The 16,658-nt window shown below is 71.3% G+C and carries 14 protein-coding genes and 1 pseudogene; 6 read left to right on the top strand and 9 right to left on the bottom strand.

Translation table 11 applies throughout. The annotated features are described in order from the left end of the window. Positions 1-39 precede the first annotated feature (39 nt). From OG562_RS32245 to OG562_RS32230, 4 genes are all read right to left on the bottom strand, one after another. Positions 40-519: a DUF6099 family protein gene (locus OG562_RS32245; protein ID WP_266409637.1), complete on the bottom strand. Its 480-nt coding sequence runs from the start codon at positions 517-519 to the stop codon at positions 40-42. Between the two features lie 269 nt (positions 520-788). Next, the gene (locus tag OG562_RS32240) at positions 789-1,118 is read right to left on the bottom strand and encodes a nucleotide pyrophosphohydrolase (RefSeq protein WP_266404248.1); all 330 of its coding nucleotides are present in this window, start codon (positions 1,116-1,118) and stop codon (positions 789-791) included. Beyond that, positions 1,115-2,212, bottom strand: coding sequence for an ATP-binding protein (locus OG562_RS32235; protein ID WP_266409636.1), 1,098 nt, complete (start codon positions 2,210-2,212; stop codon positions 1,115-1,117). The genes OG562_RS32240 and OG562_RS32235 overlap by 4 nt, the downstream gene beginning before the upstream one ends. Positions 2,213-3,145: 933 nt before the next feature. Further along, a complete protein-coding gene (locus tag OG562_RS32230) occupies positions 3,146-3,526 on the bottom strand; it encodes a cell division protein SepF (RefSeq protein WP_266404246.1) in 381 nt (126 codons plus the stop codon). A gap of 336 nt (positions 3,527-3,862) precedes the next feature. Between OG562_RS32230 and OG562_RS32225 the strand changes: the two genes are divergently transcribed. Beyond that, positions 3,863-5,518 carry a hypothetical protein gene (locus OG562_RS32225; RefSeq protein ID WP_266404244.1) on the top strand — a complete coding sequence of 552 codons (1,656 nt, stop codon included), beginning with the start codon at positions 3,863-3,865 and terminating at the stop codon, positions 5,516-5,518. A gap of 91 nt (positions 5,519-5,609) precedes the next feature. Here OG562_RS32225 and OG562_RS32220 read toward each other — a convergent pair whose 3' ends face one another. Beyond that, entirely contained in the window at positions 5,610-6,125 is a 516-nt protein-coding gene (locus OG562_RS32220) for a YceI family protein (RefSeq protein WP_266404243.1), read from the bottom strand. 121 nt (positions 6,126-6,246) lie between these two features. Between OG562_RS32220 and OG562_RS32215 the strand changes: the two are divergent. Then, positions 6,247-6,726, top strand: a pseudogene (locus OG562_RS32215) (MarR family winged helix-turn-helix transcriptional regulator); the annotation flags it as partial. 241 nt (positions 6,727-6,967) lie between these two features. Here the strand turns inward: OG562_RS32215 and OG562_RS32210 are convergent. Both OG562_RS32210 and OG562_RS32205 read right to left on the bottom strand, forming a co-directional pair. After that, entirely contained in the window at positions 6,968-8,638 is a 1,671-nt protein-coding gene (locus OG562_RS32210; protein WP_266404241.1) for an MFS transporter, read from the bottom strand. Between the two features lie 298 nt (positions 8,639-8,936). Further along, positions 8,937-9,596 (bottom strand): TetR/AcrR family transcriptional regulator, encoded by a 660-nt coding sequence (locus OG562_RS32205; RefSeq protein ID WP_266404240.1) that lies wholly within the window; start codon positions 9,594-9,596, stop codon positions 8,937-8,939. 361 nt (positions 9,597-9,957) lie between these two features. Between OG562_RS32205 and OG562_RS32200 the strand changes: the two genes are divergently transcribed. After that, the gene (locus tag OG562_RS32200) at positions 9,958-10,413 is read left to right on the top strand and encodes a Fur family transcriptional regulator (protein ID WP_266404239.1); all 456 of its coding nucleotides are present in this window, start codon (positions 9,958-9,960) and stop codon (positions 10,411-10,413) included. A 24-nt stretch (positions 10,414-10,437) separates the two neighbouring features. Beyond that, a complete protein-coding gene (katG, locus tag OG562_RS32195; RefSeq protein WP_266404237.1) occupies positions 10,438-12,651 on the top strand; it encodes a catalase/peroxidase HPI in 2,214 nt (737 codons plus the stop codon). 227 nt (positions 12,652-12,878) lie between these two features. Here the strand turns inward: katG and OG562_RS32190 are convergent, their stop codons facing one another. Further along, positions 12,879-13,388 (bottom strand): ATP-binding protein, encoded by a 510-nt coding sequence (locus OG562_RS32190; protein ID WP_266404234.1) that lies wholly within the window; start codon positions 13,386-13,388, stop codon positions 12,879-12,881. A 172-nt stretch (positions 13,389-13,560) separates the two neighbouring features. Here OG562_RS32190 and OG562_RS32185 point away from each other — a divergent pair, with 172 nt between their 5' ends. Then, positions 13,561-14,427 (top strand): helix-turn-helix transcriptional regulator, encoded by an 867-nt coding sequence (locus OG562_RS32185; RefSeq protein WP_266409635.1) that lies wholly within the window; start codon positions 13,561-13,563, stop codon positions 14,425-14,427. Further along, entirely contained in the window at positions 14,424-14,621 is a 198-nt protein-coding gene (locus OG562_RS32180) for a DUF397 domain-containing protein (protein ID WP_266404233.1), read from the top strand. The genes OG562_RS32185 and OG562_RS32180 overlap by 4 nt, the downstream gene beginning before the upstream one ends. Positions 14,622-15,155: 534 nt before the next feature. Here the strand turns inward: OG562_RS32180 and OG562_RS32175 are convergent. Then, positions 15,156-16,595, bottom strand: coding sequence for a class I SAM-dependent RNA methyltransferase (locus tag OG562_RS32175; protein ID WP_266404231.1), 1,440 nt, complete (start codon positions 16,593-16,595; stop codon positions 15,156-15,158). Between the last annotated feature and the right edge of the window lie 63 nt (positions 16,596-16,658).

Genomic DNA, 16,658 nt, shown 5'->3' with positions numbered 1-16,658 from the left:
TCACCCGCCGGCATGGGACTCCCCTCCCCGGCCTGCGACTCACCTCTCCGGCAAGGCCCCCTCCCGCTCTTCCCGCTCCTCCCTCGCCGTCAGCTTCCGCAGCATCTCCAGGACCCGGTCCCTGGACTCGTCCGCCGCGTCGATGGCCTCCATGCACTGCCAGTACGTCGTCTCGTCGCCCGCCGCGCTCGCCAGGCCGACGAGGGCGATGCCGACTTCGCCCAGCAGCCCGCTCAAGGCGAGCAGAGCTTGGCGGGCGTCGTGCAGTTCGGTGAGCTGGGCGGCGAGCAGGGTGCCCGGGTCGAGGTCCGGTGGGTCCAGCACACCGCAGCCTCTGCCCGCCAGCTCGGTCAACCCCAGTGCCTCACCGCGTAGTTCGGGCGGGCCCGAGACGGCGAGGCGACTTCCTATCGCCTGCGCCAGGGCCTGCGCCTGCCACACCTCCGTCAGGATCCTCGGTCCCTCTCCGCTGCCCGCGAGCGCAAGCCTGCTCGTCAGGATGAGCCGCACCGCGTCCATGCGCCGCCCCCGTCTGTCCCGACGTGCTTCTCGCACGTCCGCCCGAACTCCCTTACTCACTACCCAGAGTGAGGGTCTGTGGGGCGAAAAGCCAGAGGAAGACGGAAATCTGTGGACAACAAATCGATTTCGAACCGCTTGTTGACTGCGGAGAGTGAAAACGGATCGTGGGACTCCCCTGGAGCGGTCCGCGGGAGGGGTCGGCACGGTCCGCGAGAGAGATCGGCATGGTCCGCGAGAGGGGTCGGCACGGACCCGCCGGACAGGTCCTACGGCGCCGGGAACCTCCGCTCGTTCCGGTCGATCTTGGCGTCCAGCGCCGTCAGCGGGTCGATGCCGAGCACCTCGCACAGCTGCAGCAGATACGCGAGCACGTCGGCGACCTCGTCGGTCACCCGGTGGGCGGTCTCCGGGTCGTCCATGACCCGCGCCGACTCCTCCGGGGTCAGCCACTGGAAGATCTCGACCAGCTCGGACGCCTCCACGCTGAGCGCGGCGACCAGGTTCTTGGGGGTGTGGAAGGGCTGCCAGTTCCGGGCGGCCGCGAACTCGGCCAGCCTGCGCTGCAGCTTCGCCACGTCGAGGTGTTGTTCTGTCACGGACCCAGGTGTACCACCGTCACTCCGGCCGTCCGCACGGCCCAGGACGGGTCGCTCACCGCGCCGACGCAGCGGATGTGCCCGCGCTCGGCCATCCGCACCGCCAGCCGCAGCAGTTCGGCGCGCTGCGTCACGTCGAGGCCCCGGTCGAGGCCGTCGGCGAGCAGGGTGAGCGTCTGCATCGCGGAGGGCACCTCTGCGGCCGGGTCCACGTCGAGGACGCCCGGACCGGTGAGCAGCACCAGCGCGAGAGCTACGTAGCGCAGCTCGCCGTATCCCAGCCGGGCGAGTTCCGTACGGGTGCCGTCGCCGCGGTCGAGCACCGCGCGGACCGTGCCGTCGCCGAGCGGCTCGGCGAGCAGGTCCGTGACCGGGCCGGCGCAGCCGACGCCCAGGGTCGCGACGAGTTGCGCGTGCCGCCGTACGCACTCCTCGCGGGTGCGCCACAGGACGTCGGCGAGGTTGTCGCAGCCGCCGAGCAACCGGCCGGAGCCCGTGGGGACGGGGACGCCCATCCAGTCGGGCTGCGGGTCGCAGGCGAAGACGGAGCGCAGGGCCACCACCATCTGCTCGGCGGCGGCGAGGACTTGGCGCTGCCCGTCGGTCTTGCCCGCCACGCGCAACGGCAGCAGGGCGGTGCCGAGCCGGTCGTCGGGCAGCGGGGCGCGGGTGACGGGCGAGGACCCGGCGGTGTGCCAGGCGGCCTGCACGGTGCGCCGCCCCGGGTCGCGCAGCGCCGTCTCCAGCAGTACGACCCCGTCCGCGCTCAACCGCTCCCCCACGATGCGCAGTTCGGGCTCGGCCTGCACGGCGACGTCGAGCCGGACCGGCCCCTCGGGCCCGTCCGCCGTGCAGCCGATCCGGAACCCGCGCCGCCGCTGGGCGTCGGGCCGCGCCCGCTCCGGTACACAGGAGACCGGATCCGGAAACACATCCCTCAGGGCGGCCCCGCACCCCAGCCGGGCCAGCGCCTCGTACGCCCGCAGGGCACTGCTCTTCCCACTCCCGCTGCGCCCGGCGAAAAGCGTGACCGCCCCGAGCGGGATCCCGACGCCCCGATGCCCGGCAAAGGCGGACAACCGCAACTCGGTGATCCCGGGCCGAACAGGCCCCGACCGGACAGGCCCGCCTCGCCCGCCCCCGGACTCCGCCCGAACGCCCTGACGCGACCGATCGCCCTGAGCGGGCACAGTGAGGGCCTCCTCGCGACGGGCCGCCCGGGCAGGCCTCACGCGGGAATCCGCACCTTGCGCCCCCGGGGCCGGGGCAGGGGCAGGGGCAGGGGCGACAGAGGTATCCCCTTCCCGCGCTCTCGGGGAAGGCGTCGCGGGCGAGGCCCCGCCGCACGGAGCCTGGGAAGGCGTCGCGGGCGAGGCCCCGCCGCACGGAGCCTGGGAAGGCGTCGCGGGCAAGGCCCCGCCGCACGGAGCCTGGGCAGGCACCACAGAGGAGTCCTCGCCCTGCGACACCCCGGCAGTCGCTGCGGAGGAAGTCCCGCCCTGCGGCACTGGAGCGGGAGCAGCGTGCGAAGCCTCGCCCAGGGCAGCCCGGACAGGTGTCGCGGACGAAGTCCCGGCCTGCGACGTCCCGGCAGGAGCCCCGGAGGGGGCCTCGCCGTGGGGCGGTCGGGCAGGCGCGCCCTGACGGTCGGGCTCGGGGAGTGTCCCGTCGGGCCGCCCTGAGCGGGGCGAGGGCGCTGCGGAGCGGGGTGAGGGCGCTGCGGAGCGGGGTGAGGGAGCTGCGGAGCGGGGTGAGGGAGCTGCGGAGCGGGGTGAGGGCGCTGGAGAAGCGGAGGGCACGGCCATATGCGGACCGTAGGACTCCGCTGCCAGGCGAACCGTTTTACCCCCGGAACCTTCCTACGAACGGGCGACGAGGGGACGGTACTGCGGCCCGTCCCGGTCCTTTCAGGGCCGGTCACACCACGGGACCGACCCTGAAAGGACCGGCCCGTCGCCGCCGGACCGGTCCCCCGGACGATCGCCGCCGGACCGGTCCCGGCGGAGCCAGTCGCCCTCAAGCCCCGGTCAAACGCCCGCCCCCTCCATGATTCCGCTCACCTCGGTGCCCGGTGGGGTGAGGAGGAAGACGTTGCGGTCGACGCGATGCATGCCGCTGGCCAGGCCGAAGACGACTCCGGTGGAGAAGTCCAGGACCCGCTTGGCGGTCTCGGTCTCCGCGCCCGTCAGGTCGAGCAGCACCGGGATGCCCGCCATCAGCGTCTCCGCCACCTCGCGGGCGTCCGCGAACACGTTGACCCGCAGGACGACGAAGCGGCGGCGCGTCTCCGTCTCCGAGTCGGGCAGCGAGCGATGGTCCACCGCCGACGGCCAGGCGTCCCGGCCGCGCAGCGGAACGACCTGGGCGAGCCCTTCCCACTGTTCATCGGTGACGTCGTACCGGTTCACCGGATCCCCCCGAACTGACTCGCACTCAATGCCTGCACCAGCCAATTCTTACGCCATGTCACCCGTTCGGCCCAACAGCGACACGGACCGCCACCTCCACAGATACCCCACAGCCGCTTCTTACCTCCACCACACCGGAATCTTCACATCCAAGTGGCCCTCGTTCACCGGGCCCGATTACGTTGCGGAAGCGTGTACTTGGCAGAAACACCGCTGACGACACCCGGCCGGCGGACGCAGTCGACGGTGTCCGCCTTCCCGGAGAGTCCGGAGACTCCGGCCCGAGAAACTCCGGAGACCCGAGAAGCCGCCGCATCGCCCGAACAGTGGCATCGCGTGCTGACCCTGCTCGCCGCGGTCAGCCTGTTCATCGGCACCCGCTCGGTCTGGTCGCAGGCGGCCAGCCACCGGATCGCCGTCGCCGCGGTCATCTCGCTCTGCTATGCGTCGATCCTGGTGTGCGGGGCGCTCGCGCTCGTCGTCCGCCGCGTCCGGTCGCTGGCCCGCGTCGACCTGTTCGTGCTGGTCACCGCCGTGACGCTCGCCCTGTGCACCTGGGCGATGAACCACAAAGGCGGCGACGAGGCGGTCCTCACCACCCAGGCCGCCCGGGAACTCGTCGCCGGCCACCCGGTCTACGGCCAGTCGTGGCCCTGGCTCTTCGGCCACGGCATCGCCCTCACCCCGACGATCCACGGCGGCTACGACTACACGTACGGCTATCCCCCGCTGGGCCCGCTGCTGACCGCGCCGCTGCTGTGGCTGGGGCACGGCGGCGCGCCGGCGACCGCGATGGCGACCGGCGCGCTCCTCGTCGGCTCGGTCGCACTGTGGCGGATGCTGCCGACGCCGTGGCGGCCGGCGGCGACCATGGTGTGCCTGGGCTTCTCCTTCCTGCCGATGTACGGCCGGCAGGGCTACCCGGCGATCCTGGCGCTGGCGCTGCTGATCCCGGTGGTGGTGCGCTGGCCCCGGATCGGAAGGGGCGGCCGGCTCGGCGCGGCGGACATCGCGCGGGCCGCGTGCCTGGGGGCCGCCTGTGCCGCGCAGCAACTGCCCTGGTTCGTCACGCCGTTCCTGCTCGCCGGGATCTACGCCGTGCGCCGAGGCGAGTTGGGTGCGCGGGCCGCGGCGGGCGTGCTGCTGCGTGTCGCCGGGATCGCCGCCGTCGTATGGCTGCTGATCAACGCGTACTTCGTCGCGCAGGAGCCCGGGACCTGGCTCGGCGGGATCGCGCTGCCGTTGACGCAGGGCGCGGTGCTGCACGGGCAGGGCCTGATCGGCGTCTCGCTGTATCTGACGGACGGCAGCGACCGGCTCGACTGGTACGGACACGCGAGCATGCTGCTGGCGGCCGCGCTGCTGGCCCTGTTCGTGCTGTTCGTACGGCGGTTGGGCCCGGCGGCGACCGTGCTGCCGTGGTGCGCGTTCTTCCTGGCGACGCGTTCCCAGGACGGTTACTACCTGATGATGACGCCGCTGTGGCTGGCGGCCGCGGTCACCGCGCCCGCCGCGGAGTTCGCCCGCGCCTGGCAGCCGCGCCCGCGTCCGCTGGCCGGAGCGCACCGGCGTCCGGCGCGGATCGCCGCGGCCGTACTGGTCCTCGTTCCGGCCCTGGCGAGCGCGACCGCCGCGGTGACGGGAACGCCTCCCCTGCACATGCGGGTCACGGAGGTACGGCATCCCTCGCCGAGGTCCGTGACCTACGTGTCCCTGCTGGCAGTCGAGGTCACCAACACCGGAGACGGCCCCCTCGCTCCCCACTTCACGCTCACCACGGGGCAGGGCATGGACCCGTACTGGCCGATCGTGAAGGGGCCGCGCACGCTCCCGGCCCACTCCACCGCGCGCTACGAACTCCGGCCGCCTGCCGGGGGGTTCCACATGCCACGCCCCGGCGTCCGGATCCGGCTGCGGGCTTTCACCGCGGGGCCGCAGACCTTGTCGAGCACGGACGTGGGCCCCTCACTGCGAGCCGCCGCGTCGAAGTGACGATGTGACGGACGGACATGACGCATCGTCACCACACGCTTCACACCGACGTGTTGGCCTGCTGACGTACGCGGGGCTTACCGACGCACCGTCAGGCCTGGGTGCGGGTGAAGCGCAGGGTCGCGGTGACCGTGGTCAGACCGCGGATCATGCCCATCTGGTTCCAGCCCAGGCCGAACTCGCCCCGGTCCACGGTGAATTCGGCGTCGAGCGTGAGCGCGTCGGCGTCCGCCCCGGTCAGCTTCGCGGTGAAGGAGTGCGGCCTGCTGATGCCGCGCACGGTGAGCTGGCCGGACACCTGCACGGCGCCGCCGTCACGGAGTTCGGCGCCGCGGACCGCGTAGGTGATCTTCGGGTGCTGATCGGCGTCGAAGAAGTCGGCGCCGCGCAGATGGACGTCCCGCTTGGCGTTCTTCGTGTCGAGGGAGGCCGCATCCAGGGTCAGGGCGCCGGTGGCGGAGCCGTCGGCGCCCACCTCGCCCCCGCCGCCGATGGTGGCGAAGACGCCCTTGACGGTGACCAGGCCCCACATCGTCTTGTGCTTCAGGGCGACGGTGGAGGCGCCCGCGTCGAGCTGCCACAGTCCGGTTTCCACGGCGACGGTCATGGTCGTTCCCTCGGTTTGGTGATTCAAATTTGGATGACCTCACGCTAGCCGGTTATCCAAATATGAACAACCCTTTCGTCAATCCCTTCGTTCAAAATTGGACAACAGGTACACTCGGAGTATGGCCGACCCTGACGAGCACGCCTCCGACCTGCCCCAATGCCCGTCCATGCAGGACACCGGTCTGCTGCCGCCCGAGCTGCGCGCCTGGATGGTGCTGCTGGCCGCGACGGGGGCGGTGGAACAGCGGCTGCGGTCGGTGGTGAAGGAACGGCTCGACGTCTCGCACGACGAGTTCCTGGTTCTGTGTCTGTTGGCGGAGCAGCCCCGGGAGGGCCTGCGCATGACCCGTATCGCGGAGCTCCTCGGCCGCCCCAAGACCCGGCTCACCTACCAGATCGCCTGTCTCCAGCACGCCGGCCTCGTCACCCGCCAATCGGTGTGCGGCGACAAGCGCGGCGTCGAGGTCGCACTCACCGACAAGGCCCACCGCCTGCTGCGGGAGGCGTCCGGCGCCCTCGCGGAAACGGTCACCGGGGCACTGGCCCACGTCATCGGGCCGGATCAACGAGCCGCGATGTCGGGACTGTTGCCGGATCTGCCGAGGGTGGCGGACACGGAGGCAGACACGGGAGCCGACACGGAAGCGGGGACGCGGACCGAGTCCGGGACCGGGACCGGGGCCGGGACCGGGGCCGGGACCAAGACCGAGACGGTTGCGGAAGCGGTTGCGGAAGCGGAAGCGGTTACTGCGGCCGACTGAGGCCTGAAGGACTGCCGGGCAGGGCCGGAGCAGCCCACACGGACCGCCCCGGCCCTGCCCGGCCGAAGGTCACGACGCCTCACCGAGCGTCGGAGTACACCTCCTCCGCGGCAGCCGCAGCCCCGTCTACCGCAGCCCTGTCTACCGCAGCCCCATCCGCCGCGGCCCCGTCCACGGCCGACTCCTCCGCCCCGCGCTCCGCCGCGGCCCTGCGGCCGGGGAGCACCGCCAGGACGACCAGGGTGCCGGCCGCCATGATGGCGCCGCCGATCAGGCTGGTCTGGGCGACGCCGTGGGCGAAGGACTCGTGGACGGCGTCGATCAGGGCCTGGGCCTGCTGCGCCCCTCCCGCCGGGCTCTTCGCGATCTGCTCGGCGACCGCGAGCCCGCCGCCGACGGAGTCCTTCGCGGTGTCCAGCGCGGCGGCCGGGAGCCGTTCGCCGACCAGGTCGGTCAGTTCGTCGCGGTAGGCGGTTCCCAGCAGCGAGCCGAGGACGGCTATGCCGAGGGAGCCGCCCAGTTCCAGCGCGGTGTCGTTGGCGCCGCCGCCGACGCCCAGCTCGGACTCGGGGAAGGATCCCATGATGGTGTCCGTCGCCGGGGACACGCTCAGGCCGATCGCGAAGCCCAGCATCATCATCGGCGCCAGGAAGTCGGCGTACGTCGAGCCCGTCTCGATCCGCGTGAGCAGGAAGACGGCCGCGGTGCCGACGGCCATGCCGGTGACGATCATCGCCTTCATGCCCAGCTTCGGGGTCATACGGCCGGTCACCGCGGCGCCGACGAACACGGCGCCGGCCAGCGGCAGCAGTCGTACGCCCGTCTCCAGCGCGTCGTAGCCGAGGACGAACTGGAGGAACTGGGTCGAGTAGTAGATCGCGCCGAAGGTGCCGAAGAAGAAGAACAGCACCGCGAGCATCGAGCCGCTGAAGGGCCGCAGCCGGAACCTGCGCACGTCCAGCATGGGGTGCGGGTGGCGCAGCTCCCAGGCCACGAAGGCGACCAGGCTCACCCCGGCGACCACGGCCGCGGCGATCGGTCCCGCGCCCCAGCCGAAGTGCGGGCCCTCGATGGTCGCGTAGACGAGCGAGCCGACGGAGACGATCGAGAGCAGACCGCCGACGTAGTCGATACGGCCCATGCCGGCCGCCTTGGACGGCGGGACCAGGACGAGCGCGCCTATGACGGCGACGACGGCGATGGGAACGTTGATCAGGAACGTCGAGCCCCAGGCATGGTCCTGGAGCAGCCACCCGGCGACCAGCGGGCCGACGGCGATGGCCAGCCCCGAGGTGGCCGTCCAGGCCGTGATGGCCCGGGCCCGCTCGCGCTTCGGGAAGATCGCCACCAGCAGGGACAGCGTGGCCGGCATGACCACGGCCGCCCCGATCCCCATGATCGCGCGGGCCGTGATGACCAGCTCCGTCCGGTCGACCAGGCTGCCCATCACCGAACCGCCCGCGAAGACCACCAGACCGGCGATCAGCGCGCCCCTGCGGCTGTACTTGTCGCCGATGGAGCCCAGGACGAGCATCAGCGCCGCGTACGGGACGGTGTAGCCGTCGATGACCCACTGGAGGTCGCTGCTGCTGAGGCCGAGGTCCGTGGTCATGTCCGGCGCGGCCACGATCAGCGACGTGTTCGCCATGACGACGATCAGCAGACTCAGGCACAGGACGATCAGCGCCCACCAGCGCCGGGCGTACGGCCCGGTCGCCTTGTCGACGGGTGTGCTGACGAGGAGAGGCATGGGGGATCTCCAGAAGACGAGTTAATTGCTCACCGATGTGCAGCTTAATTTATTGCTCACCAGTGTGCAAATAACTCGCCCTACGCAGGGGCGACCGTCGTAGCGCGGAAGGTGGAGCGCATGGGAGGCGCATGCGCGGCGGGAGAAGCCCTCAGCGGGTGGAGTCCGCAGCAGGCGAACCAGGAGCGCGCGAAACCGGAGCACCGGAGCACCGGAGCACCGGAGCACCGGAGCATGCGAAACCCTCCGTCGGCCTGGTCGCCACACGGAGGGGATTGGGGGCGGTACGCCGGTTGAGTCAGTCGTCGCCGGGCTCGGGGTGGGCGGCCGTCTGGGCCGCGACCTCGTCCACGACGAGACGCGCCCGCGCCTGCGGCACCCCGGCCGCGATGAGCGCGGCGACGGTCGTCCGGGTGCCGTCGTCCTCCAGCGCCCCGGCGTTGACCTCCTCCAGCAGCGCCACCGTCATCGCCTCCAGCCCGGCGCTCAGCACGGCGGGCGGCAGATACGCATGGAAGACGCCGTCCCGCTGCCCCCGCTCCAGGAGGGCCGCGACCACGGCGCGGGCCGGCGCCAGGACCTCGGCGACCCGCTCCATCCCCAGATCGCGCCGGGCCAGCGCCAGGAGCAGCCGGTAACGGTCGCCCACCGGCCAGGTCGAGAACATATAGCGCGCGAAGGCCCGTTCGGCCGACTCCTCCGGCTCCGCCGACTCCTCGGCGGCGGCCAGCGCGCCGCGCAGCGCTTCGGAGGCCTCATCGGCCAGCGCCTCCAGCAGCGCGGGCCGCCCGGGAAAGTGCCCGAAAAGAGTGCGCCGTACGACGCCGGAGGCGCGCGCCAGCTCCTCCAGGGTGACGTCCGGGTTCCGGCCGAGCTCACGGCGGGCCGTGGCCAGAATGCGCGCCCGGTTGGACCGCGAATTGCGTCGCTGCGGCTCGCGGGCCAGGGGCTTCGTCACGGAAGAACCTCGGGGAGTCGTGCGGACGGGCGGCGCGCCCATTCTGGCACGGAGGCGCGGGCCCCTCCGGGCCGAAGATCCCTCGCCGCTTCTTTGAGCCAGGTCCGGTGAGCCGGGCCCGCCGGGACGCCTCCCGGGCCCACCATGGGCATCACGCGCATCTCCCGGCCGAGCCCCCCGTTCTCCACACGCCTCCACGCGCCTCTGCACGCCCATGCACGCGTCTGCACGCCCCTCCACAGCAGGGCCATAGCGGGATGACGACGGCGCGAAACCTACCGTAACGCGACACACGCGACACACAGAACTTGGCTGACTCGTTTTCTTGAACTCTTCGTGTTTATGCCGGTAGGTTTGCCGCATGACTTCACCGCAGCCCCCGACCACCGCCGAAGAGCTGCGCGGTGCCGGCCTGCGGGTGACGGCCGCACGCGTCGCGCTGCTCCAGACCGTCCGGGAAGGCGACCACCTCGGCGTCGAGGCGATCGCCGCCGGGGTGCGTGACCGCGTGGGCCACATTTCCCTCCAGGCCGTGTACGAGGCCCTCCACGCGCTCGCGTCGGCGGGACTCGTCCGCCGGCTCGAGCCGCCGGGCAGCCCGGCCCTGTACGAGGGACGGGTCGGCGACAACCACCACCACCTCGTCTGCCGGTCCTGCGGCGCCGTCGTCGACGTCGACTGCGCGGTCGGCCATGCCCCGTGCCTGACCGCCTCCGACGACCGCGGCTTCTCGATCGACGAGGCCGAGGTCATCTACTGGGGCCTGTGCCCCGACTGTTCTTCCACCGCCCCCAGTTCAGCCAGTTCAGCACTCTGATCCACCCCGTTCGGAAGGATTCCCATGTCCGAGAACCATGACGCGATCGTCACCGACGCCAAGTCGGAGGAGACCGGCGGCTGCCCCGTCGCGCACGGCCGCGCCGCGCACCCCACGCAGGGCGGCGGCAACCGCCAGTGGTGGCCCGAGCGCCTCAACCTGAAGATCCTCGCGCAGAACCCCGCCGTGTCGAACCCGCTCGGTGAGGAGTTCGACTACGCCGAGGCGTTCCAGGCCCTCGACCTGGCGGCCGTCAAACAGGACATCGCCGAGATCCTGACCACCTCGCAGGACTGGTGGCCGGCCGACTTCGGCAACTACGGCCCGCTGATGATCCGCATGGCCTGGCACAGCGCCGGCACCTACCGCATCAGCGACGGCCGCGGCGGCGCCGGCGCCGGTCAGCAGCGCTTCGCCCCCCTGAACAGCTGGCCGGACAACGGCAACCTCGACAAGGCCCGCCGACTGCTGTGGCCGGTCAAGAAGAAGTACGGCCAGAGCATCTCCTGGGCCGACCTCATGATCCTCACGGGCAACGTCGCGCTCGAGCAGATGGGCTTCGAGACCTTCGGCTTCGGCGGCGGCCGCGCCGACGTATGGGAGGCCGAGGAGGACGTCTACTGGGGTCCCGAGACCACCTGGCTCGACGACCAGCGCTACACCGGCGACCGCGAGCTGGAGAGCCCGCTCGGCGCGGTCCAGATGGGCCTCATCTACGTCAACCCCGAGGGCCCCAACGGCAACCCGGACCCGATCGCCGCGGCCCGCGACATCCGTGAGACGTTCCGCCGGATGGCGATGAACGACGAGGAGACCGTCGCGCTCATCGCCGGTGGCCACACCTTCGGCAAGACCCACGGCGCGGGCCCGGCGGACAACGTCGGCGCCGACCCCGAGGCCGCCCCGATCGAGGCGCAGGGCCTCGGCTGGGCCAGCACCTACGGCACCGGCAAGGGCGGCGACGCGATCACCTCCGGCCTGGAGGTCACCTGGACCAGCACGCCCACCCAGTGGGGCAACGGCTTCTTCGACATCCTCTTCGGCTACGAGTGGGAGCTGACCCAGAGCCCGGCCGGCGCCAACCAGTGGGTGGCGAAGGACGCCGAAGCGATCATCCCCGACGCGCACGACGCGTCGAAGAAGAAGCTTCCGACGATGCTCACCACCGACCTCTCGCTGCGCCTCGACCCGGTCTACGGTCCGATCTCGCGTCGCTTCCACGAGAACCCGGCCGAGTTCGCCGACGCGTTCGCCCGCGCCTGGTACAAGCTGACCCACCGTGACATGGGCCCGAAGTCGCTGTACCTCGGCCCGGAGGTCCCGGCCGAGACCCTGCTGTGGCAGGACCCGCTGCCGGAGGCCGAGGGCGAGGTCATCGACGCCGCCGACATCACGGCGCTCAAGGCCAAGCTCCTCGCCTCGGGCCTGACCGTCTCGCAGCTCGTCTCGACCGCGTGGGCGTCGGCCTCGACCTTCCGCGGCAGCGACAAGCGCGGCGGCGCCAACGGCGCCCGCATCCGCCTGGAGCCCCAGCGCGGCTGGGAGGCCAACGACCCCGACCAGCTGGCGCAGGTGCTGCGCACGCTGGAGGGCGTCCAGCAGGAGTTCAACTCCGGCGCCAAGAAGGTCTCCCTGGCCGACCTGATCGTCCTCGGCGGCGCCGCCGCGGTCGAGAAGGCCGCCAAGGACGCCGGCGTCGACGTGGAGGTCCCCTTCACGCCGGGCCGCGTGGACGCCTCGCAGGAGCAGACGGACGTCGAGTCGTTCGCCGCGCTCGAGCCGACCGCCGACGGTTTCCGCAACTACCAGGGCAAGGGCAACCGCCTGCCGGCCGAGTACCTGCTGCTCGACAAGGCGAACCTGCTGGGCCTCAGCGCCCCCGAGCTGACCGTCCTCGTCGGCGGCCTGCGCGTCCTGGGCGCGAACCACGCCCAGTCCTCGCACGGCGTCCTCACCGACGCCCCGGGCACGCTGACCAACGACTTCTTCGTCAACCTGCTCGACCTGGGCACGACGTGGAAGTCGACGTCGGAGGACCAGAACACCTTCGAGAGCCGCGACGCCAACGGCACGGTCAAGTGGACCGGCACCCGCGCCGACCTCGTCTTCGGCTCCAACTCCGAGCTGCGCGCCCTCGCGGAGGTCTACGCCAGCGACGACGCGAAGACGAAGTTCGTGAACGACTTCGTCGCCGCCTGGGTCAAGGTCTCGGAGCTGGACCGGTTCGACCTGGTCTGATCCGGCGAACGTCTGATCCGGCGAACGCCTGACAGACCAACACCTGACAGACCGACGTCTGACGGACCACCGTCCGACATAGGAACGACGTGCAGGCCGGCCTTCGGGTCGGCCTGCACGTCGTTGTCCGCTCGCCTGCACGCCTCTCGGTGACCGCACGACTCCCGCACGACTTCCGCACGACTGCCGTCTCGCCGCCGTACGGCGGACAGACCGCAGCAGATCGGTCACTTGGGAGGCGTGAGCGCGCATTCGGCCCACACCGTCTTGCCCGGACCGTCGGACCGGAGGTGCCAGTCCCAGCGGGCGGCGAGCCCGGCGACGAGGAGGAGTCCCCGGCCGCCCGAGTCCTCGGCGTCCGGGAGGCGGAGGGCGTCCGGGCGGGGCGGCAATCGTTCGGCACGGGTGTCCGCGACCTCGATCCGGACGGTCCGCGAGTGTGCCATCACTTGCAGACGCAGATGGAAGTCCCGGCCGGGGACATGGCCGTGTCGTACGGCGTTGGATGCCAACTCGGCGAGGACCAGCACGATCCCGTCGTGCGCATACGTGTCGTACGGGATCCCCCAGGCGTCCAGCCGGTGCGCGGCCAGTCGCCGAGCGAGGCGGGCACCGCGCGGTGTCGAGGTGAAGCGCATCTCGAAGGTGTGATCGAGCAGAGCGCAGGGGGTGATCAAGTAGCCGGTGGGGCGGGCGGGTTGGGCGACGCGGCTGGCGTCGCCGGGCTTGCTCGTCATGCCTCCAACGGTGACGTCGGTCGCGTAGCGTGACCAGTGGTGACGCACCGACGCGGACCGGTTGTACGCGAGGTGTCGGTACGAGTACGAGACACACGGCGTGACGACGCTCCCTCGTGGGCGTTGGGCCAGGGAGGCGGTAGCGGTGACCAACGGCGCGGACGCGAACGCGGTGGAGTTGAGTTTCGGCGACAGCTGGGAGAACGACGACGACACCGGAGGGCAAGGAGCGGCGGACAAGGCCGGGCAGGGCGTGGTCACGGCGTTCGGGCAGAGCATGAAGACGCTGCGCGTACGGGCGGGGATGGAACGCGACGAGTTCGGCCGACAGTTGGGGTATTCGGCCTCCACTGTCGCGTCGTTCGAGCAGGGCCGGAGGATCCCGTCGGCGAGGACCATCGAGCAGGCGGACAAGGTGCTGGAGGCCGGCGGGCTGCTGACCCTGTGGACGGAGCAGGTGGAGCGGGCTCAGTATCCGGTGTTCTTCCAAGGGATGGCGGCCCTGGAGAAGAAGGCCATCGAGCTGCTCATGTACGACACGCTTGTGGTCAATGGCCTCCTCCAGACCGAGGAGTACATGAGGGCGTTGCTCGGCATGCGGCGCCCGCCCCTCAACTCCGAGACCATCGAACAGCGCGTGACCGCACGACTGACCCGGCAACAGATCTTCGAACGGCGGCCCGCGCCCCTGCTGAGTTTCGTGTTGGACGAGTCGGTGCTGCGACGCAAGTACGGCGGAAAGGACGTGCATCGGGGGCAGTTGGAGCACATCCTCCTGGTCGGCCAGAAGCGTAACGTCGAGATTCAGGTGATGCCGCTCGACTGCGAGGAAAGCGCGGGCGTGGACGGGCCGTTCACAGTCGTCACCCGCAAGGACGGCAAGAAGTTCGTGTACGCCGAAGCACAGGGCACCAGCGCCCTTGAGACCGACCCGGAACAGACAGTGCTGGCCGCCGCCCGCTATGGAATCATCCGAGGCGAGGCTCTCAACGCGCGAGAGTCAACAGACTTCCTCGAAGGGTTGCTGGGAGAGCTATGAACAACGCTGAGTCCTCGACCGTTGCATCCGGCCTCACCTGGTTCAAGAGCAGCTACAGCGGAGCCGAGGGCGGTCAGTGCATAGAGATCGCGACCGATACGGGAGTTGTGCACGTCCGGGACTCCAAAGCCGCGGCCGGGCCGGTCGTCCGTGTGTCGCGTGAGGCGTGGGCAGGGTTCCTCGGAGGCGTCTGACGGCCGTACGCAGCGAGAGCCCTGCCCTCGCCGACGACTCGCTCGGCGACAACTGGCGCATCAGCGGCCTGCAGGCATGCGTGATCCGCGGCGGTTCGGCGCTGGCAGCGGCATCGTTCGTGGTGCAGGCCGAAGGCCCTTGGCATGACACCTGCAACGCATCGCCCGGGAATCCAAGGTCGACTACGAGCGGCCCGCCTTCACCTACACGGAGTACACCGTCGGGCTCTGCTACATCGCGGGCACCAAGGGCCTCCCCGCCGAACTGCGTCACCGGGCGCCGGACACCCTCGTACACCGCGCGGACGAGGCCGGCTACGCGGAAGCGCGAAGCCTCCTGCCCAAGAACAGCTGGGGCTGACTCGCGGACGCGGTGCGGAGTACCAGGCGATGAGCAGGGCCAAGACGATTCATTCGCACGCGGATCAGGATGGCCGGAGCGTCGAACGAGCGTCACCCGACCATTGCTCCAGGTCCTCCTGGAGCTGACCCGCGCCTGACGGAGGACTCGGCTCTTGAGGGGAGAACAGCCGGTCAGGCACCCTTCGCCGCAGGCTCCAGCACCGCCACGCACTCCACATGATGCGTCATCGGAAACAGATCGAACGCCCGCAAAGTCCGCACCCGATACCCCCCGTCCCGGAAGTACCCCAGATCCCGGGCCAACGCGGCCGGGTCGCAGGCCACGTACGCGATCCTCCGCGCCCCCAGCGACGACAGATGCTCGACGGTCTTCTTGCCGGCGCCCGCGCGGGGCGGGTCGAGGACGATCAGGTCGACCTCGGTGATGCCGGTGCGCGGGAGGATCGACTCGACCTTGCCCTGCTCGATGCGGACGCGGTCGAAGGCCGCGAGGTTGTGCCGGGCGTCCTCGACCGCGCGCTTGCCGGACTCGATGCCGAGCACCGCGCCCTTCTCGCCGAGGCGGTCCGCGAGGGCGCCCGCGAAAAGGCCGACGCCGCAGTACAGGTCGAGCGCCATCTCGCCCTTGCGCGGCATCAGGCCCTGCATGACGGCCTTGACCAGGGTGTCGGCGGCCTGCGGGTGGACCTGCCAGAAGCCGCCGCTGCCGACGCGGTAGGTGCGGCCGTCGGCGCGCTCGCGCACGAACGCACGGCCGTGGACGCGGTGGATGCCGCCGTCGTGCTCCTCGACGCGCATGACGGAGACGGGCCTGTCGAGCTCGACGAGCGGGAGGCGGGCGCCGGGCCTCGGCTCCAGGATCACCATACGGTCCTGGGAACCGGTCGCCGCGATCGCGTCCACCGAGGCCATGCCGGACCAGTCGCGGTCCTCGATGCCGAGTTCGCTGACGCCGGGCGCGGCGATCATGCAGTGCTCGATCGGCTCGACCTCGTGGGAGCGGTGGCGGCGCAGTCCGGCGTTGCCGTCGGCGTCCACCGCGTACTGCACGCGGGTGCGCCACTGCGGTACCTGGCCCGCGGGCAGCTTGTCGCCCTCGGCCGGCATCACGGTGCCGTCCCAGCCGGCCTCCTCGGGCGTGAGGCCCGCGAGCCGCTGGAGCTGCTCGGCGATCACCTCGCCCTTGAGCCGGCGCTGGGCGCCCGGCTTGGCGTGCTGCCAGTCGCAGCCGCCGCAGCGGCCGGGGCCGGCGTACGGGCAGGGCGCCTCCACCCGGTCCTTGGACGCCTCCAGCACCCGCACCGCGTCCGCGCGCAGGAACCGGGCCCCTTCCTCGCCGTCGGTCACCCGGGCCACGACCCGCTCGCCGGGCAGCGTGTGCCGGACGAACAGGACCTGGCCCGCGTCGGTACGGGCGATGCAGTGGCCGCCGTGGGCGACGGGCCCGATCTCGACCTCGTACTCCTCGCCGACGAGCGACACCGCCTGCGGCGCAGACGACTCCGACGCCTTCGACGCCTCCGACACCGCTGACGCCCCTGACGCCTCCGATGCCTCTGTCACCGCTGACGCCTCTGACTCCGCCTGCGATTTCTTCGGTTCTGCCTGCATGGCGGGGTGACTCCACAACGTCGAACGAGGAACGGCCGGACAACAGCCCACCAGTCTACGTGG

Origin of the sequence: Streptomyces sp. NBC_01275, from assembly GCF_026340655.1 — a bacterium.
Lineage (GTDB): Bacteria > Actinomycetota > Actinomycetes > Streptomycetales > Streptomycetaceae > Streptomyces.
The sequence above is the reverse complement of the archived record's forward strand: the minus strand, read 5'-3'. Positions and strand labels throughout refer to the sequence as shown.

Excerpts from the sequence above, each read along its gene's own strand:
- OG562_RS32245 (WP_266409637.1), bottom strand. The coding sequence starts at position 519 with ATGGACGCGGTGCGGCTCATCCTGACGAGCAGGCTTGCGCTCGCGGGC.
- OG562_RS32220 (WP_266404243.1), bottom strand. The coding sequence starts at position 6,125 with ATGACCGTCGCCGTGGAAACCGGACTGTGGCAGCTCGACGCGGGCGCC.
- OG562_RS32210 (WP_266404241.1), bottom strand. The coding sequence starts at position 8,638 with ATGCCTCTCCTCGTCAGCACACCCGTCGACAAGGCGACCGGGCCGTAC.
- OG562_RS32200 (WP_266404239.1), top strand. The coding sequence starts at position 9,958 with ATGACTTCACCGCAGCCCCCGACCACCGCCGAAGAGCTGCGCGGTGCC.
- katG (WP_266404237.1), top strand. The coding sequence starts at position 10,438 with ATGTCCGAGAACCATGACGCGATCGTCACCGACGCCAAGTCGGAGGAG.
- OG562_RS32190 (WP_266404234.1), bottom strand. The coding sequence starts at position 13,388 with ATGACGAGCAAGCCCGGCGACGCCAGCCGCGTCGCCCAACCCGCCCGC.
- OG562_RS32180 (WP_266404233.1), top strand. The coding sequence starts at position 14,424 with ATGAACAACGCTGAGTCCTCGACCGTTGCATCCGGCCTCACCTGGTTC.
- OG562_RS32175 (WP_266404231.1), bottom strand. The coding sequence starts at position 16,595 with ATGCAGGCAGAACCGAAGAAATCGCAGGCGGAGTCAGAGGCGTCAGCG.